This is a genomic window from Actinomyces sp. Z16 (assembly GCF_003111765.1).
Lineage (GTDB): Bacteria > Actinomycetota > Actinomycetes > Actinomycetales > Actinomycetaceae > Actinomyces > Actinomyces glycerinitolerans.
Genome location: NZ_CP027862.1, coordinates 1923566 through 1937035, shown reverse-complemented (window position 1 = coordinate 1937035; position 13470 = coordinate 1923566). Strand labels below are relative to the sequence as shown.

General features: G+C 68.7%; 10 protein-coding genes and 2 tRNA genes. 10 read left to right on the top strand and 2 right to left on the bottom strand.

Annotated features, from left to right (window positions below):
• Positions 1-9: 9 nt before the first annotated feature.
• On the bottom strand, positions 10-2358 hold the full coding sequence (gene glgX, locus C3B71_RS08000) for a glycogen debranching protein GlgX (RefSeq protein ID WP_108967264.1): 2349 nt from the start codon (positions 2356-2358) through the stop codon (positions 10-12).
• A 158-nt stretch (positions 2359-2516) separates the two neighbouring features.
• Between glgX and C3B71_RS07995 the strand changes: the two genes are divergently transcribed.
• The 4 genes from C3B71_RS07995 (at position 2517) to C3B71_RS07980 (ending at position 5175) form a co-directional block, all read left to right on the top strand.
• Positions 2517-2589: transfer RNA gene (locus C3B71_RS07995), tRNA-Gly, on the top strand.
• Between the two features lies 1 nt (position 2590).
• A tRNA-Val gene (locus C3B71_RS07990) sits at positions 2591-2662 on the top strand.
• Between the two features lie 80 nt (positions 2663-2742).
• Complete coding sequence (locus tag C3B71_RS07985) at positions 2743-4035, top strand: carboxylate--amine ligase (RefSeq protein WP_108967262.1); 1293 nt, start codon at positions 2743-2745, stop codon at positions 4033-4035.
• Between the two features lie 156 nt (positions 4036-4191).
• Positions 4192-5175: a lipid II:glycine glycyltransferase FemX gene (locus tag C3B71_RS07980; protein ID WP_108969700.1), complete on the top strand. Its 984-nt coding sequence runs from the start codon at positions 4192-4194 to the stop codon at positions 5173-5175.
• A gap of 13 nt (positions 5176-5188) precedes the next feature.
• Here C3B71_RS07980 and C3B71_RS15895 read toward each other — a convergent pair whose 3' ends face one another.
• Positions 5189-6418 (bottom strand): DegT/DnrJ/EryC1/StrS family aminotransferase, encoded by a 1230-nt coding sequence (locus C3B71_RS15895; RefSeq protein ID WP_159097665.1) that lies wholly within the window; start codon positions 6416-6418, stop codon positions 5189-5191.
• A gap of 124 nt (positions 6419-6542) precedes the next feature.
• On the opposite strand from C3B71_RS15895, the gene C3B71_RS07970 reads away from it, so the two are divergent.
• From C3B71_RS07970 to C3B71_RS07945, 6 genes are all read left to right on the top strand, one after another.
• On the top strand, positions 6543-7796 hold the full coding sequence (locus tag C3B71_RS07970) for a carboxylate--amine ligase (protein ID WP_073331859.1): 1254 nt from the start codon (positions 6543-6545) through the stop codon (positions 7794-7796).
• 92 nt (positions 7797-7888) lie between these two features.
• Complete coding sequence (thrS, locus tag C3B71_RS07965) at positions 7889-9931, top strand: threonine--tRNA ligase (RefSeq protein ID WP_108967260.1); 2043 nt, start codon at positions 7889-7891, stop codon at positions 9929-9931.
• A complete protein-coding gene (locus tag C3B71_RS07960; protein ID WP_395994444.1) occupies positions 9924-10628 on the top strand; it encodes an HIT family protein in 705 nt (234 codons plus the stop codon). Before thrS ends, C3B71_RS07960 begins: the two co-directional genes overlap by 8 nt.
• 8 nt (positions 10629-10636) lie before the next feature.
• Positions 10637-11275: a phosphatidylinositol phosphate synthase gene (pgsA, locus tag C3B71_RS07955; protein ID WP_108967258.1), complete on the top strand. Its 639-nt coding sequence runs from the start codon at positions 10637-10639 to the stop codon at positions 11273-11275.
• Positions 11272-12276: a phosphatidylinositol mannoside acyltransferase gene (locus C3B71_RS07950; protein WP_108967256.1), complete on the top strand. Its 1005-nt coding sequence runs from the start codon at positions 11272-11274 to the stop codon at positions 12274-12276. Before pgsA ends, C3B71_RS07950 begins: the two co-directional genes overlap by 4 nt.
• Complete coding sequence (locus C3B71_RS07945) at positions 12273-13454, top strand: glycosyltransferase family 4 protein (RefSeq protein ID WP_108967253.1); 1182 nt, start codon at positions 12273-12275, stop codon at positions 13452-13454. The genes C3B71_RS07950 and C3B71_RS07945 overlap by 4 nt, the downstream gene beginning before the upstream one ends.
• Positions 13455-13470: the final 16 nt, after the last annotated feature.

The window sequence follows — 13470 nt, the reverse complement described above, 5'->3', positions numbered from 1 at the left end:
CGGGCGCTGTCACCGCCGCAGCGGTATCGGCGAGTGCCTCCACCGCGACCTGGGGTGCGGCGGGCGCTTCCTCCTCGGCCACGGCTTGGGGGTAGCCGGTTCGGGCGCGGGGATGGACATGAGGAACAGCATGGAGTGGGCTTCCACCGTCACCTGCTGGCCGGCCTCCCACTCCTCCCCGGAACCGGTCGCCACCTGCTGGGGTCGAGGAGCCGTGCTCGGGGCGGTGTCCAGCACGGTGCGCCAGCGGGGGCTGTGGTCGGGGCCGGGCAGGGTGAAGACGATGTCCTCGCCGGAGGCGTTGAACAGCGCCAGGAAGGAGTCGTCGCTGATGCGCTGGCCGCGCTCGTCGGGCTCATGGATGGCGTCGCCGTTGAGGAAGACCGCCATGGCCCGGGCGTACCAGGTGTCCCAGTCCTCGTCGGTCATGCGCGCACCCGACGGGCTCAGCCACTCGATCTCGCCGAGCTCGGACTCGCCGCCGTGCGCGGCCTCGCCGGTGAAGAAGCGGCGGCGCCGCAGCACCGGGTGCTCCCGGCGCATGCGGATCATATTGCGGGTGAATTGCAGCAGGTCCTCCTGCTCCTCGGTCAGGTCCCAGTTGACCCAGGTGGTCTCATTGTCCTGGCAGTAGCCGTTGTTGTTGCCGTCCTGGGTGCGGCCCATCTCATCGCCGTGGCAGAGCATGGGCACGCCCTGACTGAACATCAGGGTGGCAATGAAGTTGCGCACCTGCCGCCCGCGCAGAGCCAGCACGTCGGGGTCATCCGTGGGCCCCTCCGCACCGCAGTTCCAGGAGCGGTTGTCGGAGGCGCCGTCGGCGTTGTTCTCTCCGTTGGCCTCGTTGTGCTTTTCGTTGTAAGAGACCAGGTCGTGCAGGGTGAAGCCGTCGTGGGCGGTGACGAAGTTGATGGAGGACACTGGCGTGCGTCCCGAGCGCTGGTACAGGTCCGAGGAGCCAGTGATCCGGGCGGCGAACTCGCCCAGGGTGGAGGGTTCGCCCCGCCAGAAGTCGCGCACGGTGTCCCGGTACTTACCGTTCCATTCGCTCCACAGGGCGGGGAACTCGCCCACGTTGTATCCGCCCTCACCCACGTCCCAGGGCTCGGCGATCAGCTTGACCTGGGAGAGGATCGGGTCCTGGTGGATGATGTCGAAGAAGGCGGAGAGCTTGTCGACCTCGTGGAACTGCCGTGCCAGGGTGGAGGCCAGGTCGAAGCGGAAGCCATCCACGTGCATCTCGGTGGCCCAGTAGCGCAATGAGTCCATGATCAGTTGCAATACCGCCGGGGAGCGCATGAGCAGTGAGTTGCCGGTGCCGGTGGTGTCGAAGTAGTGGGCCTGATCGCCGTCGACCAACCGGTAGTAGGCGGCGTTGTCGATGCCTCTGAACGACAGTGTGGGCCCCATGTGGTTGCCCTCGGCCGTGTGGTTGTACACCACATCCAGGAGCACTTCGATATCGGCCTCGTGCAGGGCCTTGACCATGGCCTTGAATTCCTGCACCTGCTGGCCGTCGGTGCCGTGGGCGGCGTAGGCGTTGTGCGGGGCGAAGTAGCCGATGGTGTTGTAGCCCCAGTAGTTGGACAGTCCCTTGTCCTGCAGGAAGGCGTCGTTGACGAACTGATGCACTGGCATCAGCTCGATCGCGGTGATGCCGAGATCCTTCAGATGGTCTATGACCGCGGGCTCGGCCAGGCCCGCGTAGGTGCCGCGCAGGTGCTCGGGAATGTGCTGGTTGAGTCTGGTCAGTCCCTTGACGTGTGCCTCGTAAATGATGGTGTTGTGGTATTCGTGGCTGGGCGGCCGGTCCCGGCCCCAGTCGAAGTACGGGGAGACCACCACCGAGCGCATGGTGTCGGGCGCGGAGTCCTCCTGGTTGCGGGTCGAGGGGTCGGAGAAGTCGTAGGAGTACAGCGCCTGCGATCCGACCACCTGGCCGGACATCGCCTTCGCGTAGGGGTCCAGCAGCAGTTTGGAGGGGTCACAGCGGTGCCCGTTGGCGGGGTCGTAGGGGCCGTGCACCCGGTAGCCGTAGTGCTGGCCGGGCTGTACGGACGGCAGATAGGCGTGCCACACGTCCGCGTCCTCCTCCGTCAACGGGATGCGGGTCTCCCGACCGGCGTCGTCGAACAGGCACAGTTCCACGGCCTCGGCTGCTGAGGAGTAAAGGGCGAAGTTCGTGCCGGAGCCGTCGTAGTTGGCACCCAGCGGGTAGGGGCGGCCCGGCCATGTCGACAGTTTGGGCGACTCCGGGCGTTCCTCCTCCGACGCCGACTTAGCCCGGGCAGGCCGGGGTGCGGAGGGTACTGCGGACGGCGAAGAGACGTCGGCAGAGGCGTTTCTGGAACTGTGCATGGGCACAACTGTGCCACGGATTGATGCTCCAGCGGCGGAAACCGAGCACGGCGTGCGAGCGTGAGCGAGGTCATCACGTGCCGGGACCGGTAGGATTTGTCAGCTTCCGGACTGCTCTGCTAACTTTTCCTGTGCGCCTCCCGCGGGAGGCCAGGCATGCGGATGTGGCTCAGTTGGTAGAGCATCACCTTGCCAAGGTGAGGGTCGCGGGTTCGAGTCCCGTCATCCGCTCGGGCGATTGGCGCAGCGGGAGCGCGCTTCCCTGACACGGAAGAGGTCACTGGTTCGATCCCAGTATCGCCCACGCGTATGGCCCCGGACCGGGTGGTTCGGGGCCTTCTTCGTGGACGCACCCCGACACGGGTACACCAGCAGGAGGTTGTTTTGACCGGCGCGCAGCTTGACCAGTCCAACCGGCCGGGACTGCTGCCAGTCGTCATCGGCGGAGACATCGGCGCATACGCTCTGGCTCGTCAGCTTCATGAGGCCACCGGCCAGCGGGTGACCCTCATCGCGTCCCGGCCGATTCAAGCCATCGTGTTGTCTTCGTACATCGACGTCGTCTTTCAGGAGGCCGAGGGCGAGGCCCTGATTGCCCTGTTGCAGCGACTGGCCGCCAACCGTGCCGCGCACAGCGCGGTGGTAATGGCGAACCATGATTCGGTCGCCCACACGCTCGCCTCCCACCGGGGGCGGCTCGAACCGGTTTACGTCGTGCCCTTCCCCTCCCTGCGGGCCATGGAGCAGCTGAGCAACAAGGTCGGCTTCAGCGCCGCCTGCGAGAGTCTGGGACTGCGCACGCCGCGACAGGCGGTGATCACCGGTGCCGACCTGGCCGCGGGTGATCCGAAGATCGACATCCCCTTCCCGTTGGTGGGCAAGGCGGCCATCGGCTCCGACTGGGATGAGCTGACCTTCGCGGGGAAGCGCAAGATTTACTTCCTGGACAGCCCCGAGCAGCTACACGGCCTGTGGGAGGACCTGCGGCGGGCCGAATTCGCCTCCACCTTCCTGATACAGGAGTACATACCGGGTGACGACGACGCCATGCGCTCGGTGACCGCATATGTCGCCTCCACCGGTGAGACCACCATGATCGGTTCCGCAAGGGTCCTCCTAGAGGATCATGCGCCGTCACTGATCGGCAATCCTGTGGCCATGATCACCGAGCCGTATCCGGAGCTGTGGGAGGCCTCCGAACGGCTCCTGTCCCTAGTCGATTACCGGGGCTTCGCCAACCTCGACATCAAGATCGACCCCCGCGACGGGCAGCCCGTGTTCTTCGAGGTGAACCCCCGTATCGGCCGGAATTCCTTCTATATGAGTGCCGCCGGCGTCAACCCGATGGTCCCCATGATCTCCGACCTCGTCGACGGCCGCCCCGGCCCTCGTCGGGAGGCTCGCCGCGAAGTGCTCTACAGCCTGCTGCCACATCACCTTCTGTTGCATCAGCTCGACGACCCGGCGCTGCGCCGAAGGGTGGTGCGGCTGGCACCGCGGGCCGTCGACCCGCTTCTGGATCCTGCCGAGCGCTCGCTGCGTCGCCGCGTGCTGGTAGCCATCCAGAAACTCAACCACGATCGTAAGTTCCACCGCTTTCACCCGAAGCCGCTGCTGCGTCGGCGCGGCGACGCGTCACGGTCCTGCGCCCGGAGGAGGACGGGGAACTCTCCCTGAGGAGGAGCCGGGGTGGCCGATCATCCCCGCGAAGGATGTCAGACGATCAGAGCGGCCAATAACATGTGAAAAACACAGGTTTCTCTCAGGAGTGTGCTTATGGCCGTTACGCCATCACCCGCCCGTGGCCGTCTCATCGCCCTCGACGCACGCCAAATGCGTATCGCGATCGGGGGCGCGCCCGCGCCCCTGGAGCAGTTGGAGCCCTGGGAGGACTTCGAACGCAGCCAAGGCAGACCCCTGTTCGGTCGCTACGCCTACGAAGTTGATTCCAAAACGGTAGCGGTGATCGCCCTGTACCGCTACTCGATGGCGAGATGGCCGTTCTTATGGGCAAAGCACGGGCCGGTGTGGCTCGGCGAGCAGTCCCCCACCCGCGAGGCCGAGCTGCGTAAGCTGCTCGTGCGCGAAGTGCGGCGGCGCGACAAGCGTGTCGTCTTCATCCGTATGCACGCCCGCTTCTGCGCGCGCGACACCCTGCCGCTCATGAGTTCCATAACCTACGACCGCACCTATGTTATTGACTTGCGCCCCGGCACCCCTGAGGCCATTCGCGCGGCCATGCCCAAGGACGGGCGTCGCGGCGTGCGCCGGGCCGAGCGCGTGGCCCGCGAGGCGGGCTGCACCATTGCCGAGGAGACCGGTCTGAGTCGAGAGGAGTTCGAGAGCGTATACCAAGTGCTTATAGCCACCGCAGAGCGCGACGGATTCCGGCCCCATCCCTCCCAGGTCTACTGGGACATGCTCACCACCCTGGGGCCGCAGCATGCTCGGCTGTTCGTACTGCGGCGTGATGGCGTTCCGCACTGCTGGGACCTGGTAACCGTTGCAGGCAAGGACGCGGCGACCTACTACGGCGCTTCCTCCAACGCCTCACGCAGCTTCCGCGGCGCCGAGGCGTTGGACTGGGCGGTGGCGTGCACCCTCGCCAAGGAGGGCATACGCAGCCTGGACCTGATGGGGGCCGAGTCCACCCGGGTCCCGGAACTGTACGGCGTGGGCCGCTACAAGCGCCGTTTCGCCCAGCATCCCACCGAGGTCGATGGCGCCTGGGACGTACCGACCCGGCCCGTGGTGTACCAGGCCCTGGGGCGGGCGCGGCGTACGCGTCACTTGGTGCGCAAGTGGCTGGGTCGCTGACGTCGGCGCGGCATCAGGCGCGATGGCGCGACCACTCCTGGACCAGGCGGACCGCGTCGGCGGCGTGGGCGTCGTCGAGCTCGGTCGGCAGTGCCACCACGCGCGCCGAGACGTCCCGCGTCACCGGCAGACTGCCGGGGGCCGCGGGCACGCAGAAAGCGGCCTCATCATCTACTCCCGGATACAGCAGCGGGCGGCCCCACCTTTCCGCGAAAACCCCGATGGCCCGCATGCCGGCGATGAGCCGCTCGGCCTCGTCGGTGTTGGGAAGCAGCAAGGGGACGCGCAGCAGGGGGGCCGGGTCGCCGCGCAGTACCCCGCCGGGAACGGTGACACCCGCGAGTCCGGGCAGGGCTTCGCGGTAGCGGTCGACTACCCGGATACGGGCGGCGTCGGCCTCGGGTAGGCGGCGCAGGGCGGCGGTGGCGGTGCGGGCAACCCAGCCGGAGGGAACCATCGGTGCGTAGGGCAGTCGACCGGCCTCCTCGGCCGTGGCGATCGGCGGTTCCAACAGGCCGGTGCGGGAGGCGACGGCGCGGGCGGGCGCCGAGACGGCGCGTGGCAGGTGAGCCAGGACCCGGGCCTGATTGCGGTACATACGGGCGGCGGCGCCCAGGCGGTGGTTCAGGTCCGGCAAGGAGGCCAGCGCAACTCGCAGTGCGGAGTCCAGGGCGGCATCGCGGCGTGCCAGTTGAGGGTTGACCCAGACCGCCCCACCGAAGTGTGTCGGCAGGATCTTCTGCACGCCGAAGGAGTGGAAGGACACGTCGGCGAGCGGCTGCCCGTCGTCTCCACGCGCGAGTCGGGTGACGCAGTGGGCTGCATCCTCCATGACGACGGCGCCCAGGTCGCGTGCCTGCTGCGCCAGCCGGCCGGCCTCCTCGCCCCCCTGAATGCCGAAGGTGTGCTGGATGACCAGGCCGCGCAGTGGGACGACCGGGCCGCCCCCGCTGTCGGGGGCGGTGGCCGCGTCTACGGCGCTGGGGGCCAGCGCCAGGGTGTCGGCGTCGATATCGGCGTAGCGCGGGGTGAGCCCCGCCGCCATGATTGGTACCACTGCGGTGCAGCAGGTGAACAACTGGGTGAGTACCGCCCCGTCACCGTGCACGGCACGAATCTGCTCGAAGGCCACCTGCATGCCGTAGCGCGCCTTGAAAACCGGATACCAATCCTGCGCACTGGTCCCGCTCAGGCGGGCCAGTTCGGCGCGCAGCTCCGGGAAACGGCTGTCGGGTTTAGTCATGGTGACCTCCTCCACGCGACCCGCGGTTGGTAACGGCGGGTGTAGGCGAGTGTAACGGGTCGGCAGCCGGTACCATCCGCTAGCAGGCCCACGAGGGCCGCCCCTCAGTCTCAGGAGCATGCTTATGAAGAAGTTCCAGCCGGTCATCGTCGGTGGTGACATTGGCGCTTATGCGCTGGCACGTCAGTTCAACGACGCCTACGGGGTGGTGTCCGTGCTGGTCACCAAGTACGACCCGCTGGCGATCCGGGACTCCGCGATCGTCACCCGGCACCAGTGCGACCGCGCCGACGACGCCGAGGGACTGGTTGTGGAACTGGAGGCCCTGGGCGCACGCCTGAGCGAGGAGAACCCCGGCGTGCCGCTGCTGCTGATAGCCAACACCGACTGGCGGATCCGCGTCCTGGCCGAGCACCGGGAACGCTTGGAGCGGTTCTACCTGGTGCCGATCCCGTCGCTGGAGACCATCGACCTGGTAAGCGACAAGGAGGGATTCGCCCGCGTCGCCGCGGAGCAGGATCTGCCGGTGCCCCGCTCCTTCTACCAGGACCTATCCGGCGCCGACGCACCCGACTGGAGGCCGGCGCCGCTGCCGGATGACCTCACTTTCCCCCTGGTGGCCAAGCCGGCGGATTCCTCCACCTACGAGACCCTGGAGTTCGAGGGCCGCAAGAAGGTTTACTTCATCCAGGATGCGGCCGCACTGGAGGAATTGTGGCGCACCCTGGCGGACGCCGGTTTCCGCAGCCGCTTCGTGGTGCAGCAACTGGTTCCCGGGGATGACACGGCGATGTACTCCGTGACGGCGTACGTCGACTCCCGCGGCCAGGTATCAATGAGCGCCGCGGCCCGCGTGCTGCTGGAGGAGCACGCCCCGGCGACACTCGGCAACCCCTGCGCCATGATCACCTTCGACGCGCCGGAGTTGTTCGCCGCCGCCGAGCGCTTCCTCACGGCCACCGGTTACCGGGGCTTCGCGAACTTCGACATCAAGCAGGACCCGCGCACCGGCGAGTTCTTCTTCCTGGAGGTCAACCCGCGCATCGGGCGCAACAGCTTCTATTGCGTGGGTGCGGGCGTGAACCCGATGGAGGTACTGGTCGCGGACGTGGTGGACGGGGAGCCGACGGCGCCGGCCCGCTTCACGGCCGGATGCCTGTACACCTTGGTGCCTGGGCGTCTCCTGGACCGCTACGTGCGCGATAAGGCCCTGAGCCGTCGCGTGTGGGAACTGCGCCGCTCGGGGCGCGTCATCAACCCGCTGAACAACCCCAAGGATGCCTCTGCCAGACGCCGTGCCTACCGGCTGGCGGGAGAGCTGAACCAGTGGCGCAAGTTCCGGCGTTTCTACCCCGAGCCCACCGACACCGGCTTCTGATCCGGGGCCGGTTGCGTCACTCGGTATGATCCGGTGCGTGCGGGCACCAGTACAGCCCGCCTGAGCTGATCGATTGATCAAAAGGAGTCCCCGTGTCCAACCAGCCCACCTTCGACATTGTCCTCGACGGCGCCACCCGCAGCATCGAGGCGGGCACCACGGGCGCCACCCTGTTCGTGGACGCCCGTGAGGTGGTCGCCATGAAGGTGAACGGCGAGCCCTGGGACCTGGACCGCGCCCTCCCGGCGGGGGCCGTCGTCGAGCCCATCACGTTGGACAGTGAGGATGGGCTGAACATCCTGCGGCACTCCGCCACGCACGTCATGGCGCAGGCCGTCCAGGAGCTCTTCCCCGACGTCAACCTCGGCATCGGCCCCTTCATCACCGACGGCTTCTACTACGACTTCGGCGGGATCGACGCCGTCACCCCCGAGCTGCTGCGCGAAATCGAGAAGCGCATGAAGCGCATCGTCAAGGAGAATCAGACCTTCCGGCGGCGCGACATCACCGAGGCCGAGGGACGGGCCGAACTGGCCGACCAGCCCTACAAGCTGGAACTGATCACCACCAAGGGGGCGGGTGCCGAGTCCGCCTCCGTGGAGGTCGGGGCGGGCGGCCTGACCATGTATGACAATGTGCGCCGCGACGGCACCGTGGCCTGGAAGGACCTGTGCCGTGGTCCCCACCTGCCCTCCACCAAGCTCATCGGCAACGGCTTCGCCCTGACCCGCTCCTCGGCCGCCTACTGGAAGGGCGACCAGAACGGCGACTCTCTGCAGCGCATCTACGGCACGGCCTGGGCCACCAAGGAGGACCTGAAGGCCTACCAGACCCGTATGGCCGAAGCCGCCCGCCGTGACCACCGCCGGCTCGGCGCCGAACTGGACCTGTTCTCCTTCCCCGAGGAGATCGGCCCCGGACTGGTCGTGTTTCACCCCAAGGGCGGCATCCTGCGCCACGAGATCGAGCAGTACGTCATCGACCGGCACATCCAGGCCGGCTACGACCTGGTCCACACCCCGGAGATCTCCAAGGGCGGCCTGTTCCACACCTCCGGGCACCTGCCCTACTACGCGGACACCATGTTCCCGCCCATGCTCGCCGACGAGGAGCGCGACGCCGAGGGCAACATCACCAAGGCCGGCCAGGAGTACTACCTCAAGGCCATGAACTGCCCCATGCACAACCTGATCTTCCGCTCCCGCGGACGCTCCTACCGTGAGCTGCCGCTGCGCTTCTTCGAGATGGGGCGCGACTACCGCTACGAGAAGAGCGGCGTGGTACACGGGCTCACCCGCATGCGCGGCTTCACCCAGGACGACTCCCACACCTACTGCACCCCCGAGCAGGCCGGGGAGGAGATCCGCAGGCAGATCGAGTTCTTCCTGTCGATCCTGAAGGCCTTCGGCCTGGACGACTTCTACCTGGAGCTGTCCACCCGCGACGAGGACGGCGCCAAGAAGGACAAGTTCATCGGGTCGGACGCCGACTGGGAGGCCGCCACCCGCACCCTTGAGGAGGTGTGCACCTCCACCGGACTGGAGCTGGTGCCCGACCCGGGCGGCGCCGCCTTCTACGGCCCCAAGGTATCCGTGCAGGTCAAGGACGCCATCGGCCGCACCTGGCAGATGTCCACCATCCAGTACGACTTCAACCAGCCCGAGCGCTTCGACCTGGAGTACACGGCCGCCGACGGCACGCGCCGGCGCCCCATCATGATTCACGCCGCCAAGCTCGGCAGCGTGGAGCGCTTCATCGGCGTGCTCACAGAGCACTACGCCGGCGCCTTCCCCGCCTGGCTCGCTCCCGTGCAGGTGCGGCTGGTGCCCGTGGCGGAGGCCTTCGACGCATACGTCGACGACGTGGCCGCTAGGCTGCGGGCCCGGGGCGTGCGTGTGGAGGTGGATCACTCCGACGACCGCTTCGGTAAGAAGATCCGCAACGCCTCCAAGGAGAAGGTCCCCTTCACGCTGATCGCCGGCGGGGATGACGCCGACGCCGGTGCCGTCTCCTTCCGCTTCCGCGACGGCGCCCAGACCAACGGCGTGCCCGTGGACGAGGCCATCGAGCACATCACCCGCGTCATTGCCGAGCGCATCAACGAGCCGGCGGGGGAGAAGCTCACCCGTGACTGACATGACCGGCCAGACAGCCGCGCAGGAGTACCTCCCGGAGGCGGCCGACCCGGGCACCGACGCGTCCGGGCAGGCGCCCGCGCTGACGCGCCTGGAGGGCACCGTCGTCGACGGCGTGCGTATCGAGGCGCCCTTCCAGCCCGCCGACACCCCCGACCCCTTCGGAAGGCTGTGGACCCCACACCGCATGGTCTACATCGGCGGGCAGGACAAGCCCTCCGACGACTCCGCCGACCAGTGTCCCTTCTGCGCCGCCCCCGGGCGGTCGGACACGGACGCCCTCATCGTCCACCGGGGCGAGACCGCCTACGTGCTGATGAACCTGTACCCCTACAACACCGGCCACCTGCTGATCTGTCCCTACCGGCACATCTCCGACTGGACCGAGGCCACCGCCGCCGAGCGCACCGAGATCGGCGTGCTCACGGCTCGCGCCATGGAGGTGGTGCGCGCCGTCTCCCACCCGCATGGCTTCAACCTGGGCATGAACCAGGGTCAGGTCGCGGGCGCGGGCATCGCCGCCCACCTGCACCAGCACGTGGTGCCCCGCTGGACCGGTGACGCCAACTTCATGCCGATCATCGGCAAGACCAAACCCGTGCCCCAGCTGCTGGGAGACCAGCGTGACCAGCTCGCCGCGGCCTGGGACAGCGCGCCCACCGCACTGGACACGGGCCGTCCCGACCCGGAACGCTGAGGAGCCGCATGCTCGGACAACACGGAAGAGGCATCACCCGCGCCCTGTTCACCGCCCCCGCCCGGGGGCTGGCCCGGATCGGCGTCACCCCGAATATGCTCACGGTCGCCGGCACCGTGGCGACCATCGCCGTGGCGGTGCTGACCCTGCCGCAGGGGCGCTTCATCCTCGGTCCCATCCTGCTGGCGGCCGTGCTGATCGGTGACTCCTTCGACGGCATCCTCGCCCGCCTGACCGGTACCAGCTCGCCCTTCGGCGCGTTCCTGGACTCCACCATGGACCGCCTGGCCGACGGCGCCGTCTTCGGCTCCTTGGCCGTATGGGCCGCCGTGCACCTTCAGGCCGGGCCGCTGCGCACCTGGACGGTCGCCGTCGCTGTGACCACCGTGGTGCTGGCGGCCGCCGTCCCCTACGCCCGCGCCCGCGCCGAGTCCGTGGGCGCCACCGCGGCAGTAGGCATCGCCGAGCGCACCGACCGGCTGATCATCACCGCCGTCGGCGTCCTCGCCGTCGGCCTGGGCGCGCCCGCATGGGTGCTCACCGCCGCCCTGGCGCTCGTGGCCGTCGGCTCCCTGATCACCGTCATTCAGCGGGTGACCACCGTCCACCGGCAGCTGACCCGACCGGCGGCGGAGGCGCGCCCATGAGCATCGGAATCGAGGACCTGTACCGGCTGGCGTGGCGGCATGTGCGCAAGGTGCCCGCGCCAATCGGGTACGCCCTGTCCGCCGCCGGGGCCGACGCCGCCTGGGCCTGGCACCGGCTGCGCGGCGGCGAGAAGGGCGTCGGCCAACTCGAGAAGAACTTGGCGCGGATAATGCCGGGCGCCTCCGCCCGCCAGGTGCGCCGTACCTCCCGCGCCGGCATGCGCTCCTACATGCGCTACTTCTACGAGGCCTTCGCCCTGCCCGGTATGAGCCTGGAGCAGATCGGCGCCCGCGTGCGCCCCGACATCGACCCGCGCGCATATGCCGACCTCAAACACGGCTCCATCGTGATCGCCCTGCCCCACATGGGCAACTGGGACCTGGCCGGCGCCTGGGCCAGTCAGGAGCTCGCCCAGGTACTCACCGTCGCAGAGAAGCTGGAGCCGGCGGACCTGTTCGAACAGTTCGTGGACTTCCGCGAGGGCCTGGGCATGAAGGTCATCGGCCAGGGCCGGGGGGAGAAGGTCTTCGACCGGCTGGTCGAGACCGCCGGCCAGGGGCACTACGTGGTCGCCCTACTGGCCGACCGCGACCTGTCCAGCTCCGGCATCCTGACCGACCTGGCCGGACACCCGGCGCGCGTGGCCGCTGGGCCGGCGGCCCTGGCCGGCAGGCTCGGCGTGCCCCTGTACGACGCCTCCCTGCACTACGAGCGCCTGGACGGCGAGCGCCGCCGCCGGGCCGGATCCCGCTGGGGCATCGTGCTGACCATCCGCCCGGTGGATGCGCCCGCCGGCCTGGTGGGGCGTGAGCGGGTCACCGCTCTCACCCACGCCTGGGTGGCCGACGTCGCCCCCCGCCTGATGGAACACGCCGTCGATTGGCACATGCTGCAGGCGGTTTTCGACGCCGACCTCGATCCCGAGCGGCTCGCGCGCAGGCATGCCGCCGAGTCCGCGAGGCAGCCGGCGGGCGAGGCCGAGCCGGAGGCCGGCGCATGAGAATCGGGATCGTATGCCCCTACTCGCTGGACGCGCACGGCGGCGTGCAGGTGCATGTCATGGATTTGGCTCGTGAGCTGATGCGCCGCGGACACGAGGTGCAGGTGCTGGCGCCCGCCTCGTCGGACCTGGAGCTGCCGGACTGGGTCACCAGTGCCGGCGACTCCATCGCCATCCCCTACAACGGTTCGATCGCCCGCCTCAATTTCGGGACCGCGGTGGCTCGCCGCGCCCACCGTTGGCTGGCCGCCGGCGATTTCGACCTGCTGCACATCCACGAGCCCATCACCCCCAGCGTCGGCATGCTCGCCCTGCAGGCGTCCGACGGGCCGGTGGTCGGCACCTTCCACGCCGCCATGGACCGCTCCCTGGCCCGTGAACTGCTGTCCCCGGTAGCGGTGCCGCTGGTGGAGAAGCTCACCGCCCGCATCGCCGTCTCCGAGGAGGCGCGCCGCACCCTGATCCAGTACCACGGCGGCGACGCGGTGGTCATCCCCAACGGCGTGTACGTCGCCCCCTTCGCGGACGCCCCCAAGGATGATCCGCGCTTCGTGGGCACCACGCAGGCCCCCACCATCTCCTTCCTGGGCCGTTTGGATGAGCCCCGCAAGGGCCTGCAGGTACTTGCCCGCGCCATTCCCACGGTGCTGGCCGCCATCCCGGACGCCCGCTTCCTCATCGCCGGCCGTGGTGACGCCGCGGAGGAGCGCGCCGCCCTGGAGCGCTTCGGCGACCAGGTGGTGTTCCTCGGCGGCGTCTCCGACGCCGACAAGGCCGCGATGCTCGCCTCCTGCTCTTGCTACGTGGCCCCACAGACCGGCGGGGAGTCCTTCGGCATTGTGTTGGTGGAGGCGATGGCGGCCGGCACCCATGTGGTCGCCTCCGACCTGACCGCGTTCTCCGACGTCCTCGGCGAGGGCACCTATGGCGCCCTGTTCCGCAACGGTGACAGTGACGACCTGGCCCGCGCCATCATCGACACTCTCACCGACACCGCCGCCGCCGACGCTCGCCGCACCGCCGCGTCCGCGGTGGTGGGCCGCTACGACTGGTCCGCGGTCACCGACGCCGTGCTGGATGTGTACGACATGGCCCTGTCCACGGCCCACACGCGCGTAACCATTGCCCCCGGCTCGCGCACCATGGTGGGCAGACTGCGCGACGCCCTTGAGGACTGACCGGAGGAGTAAAGCC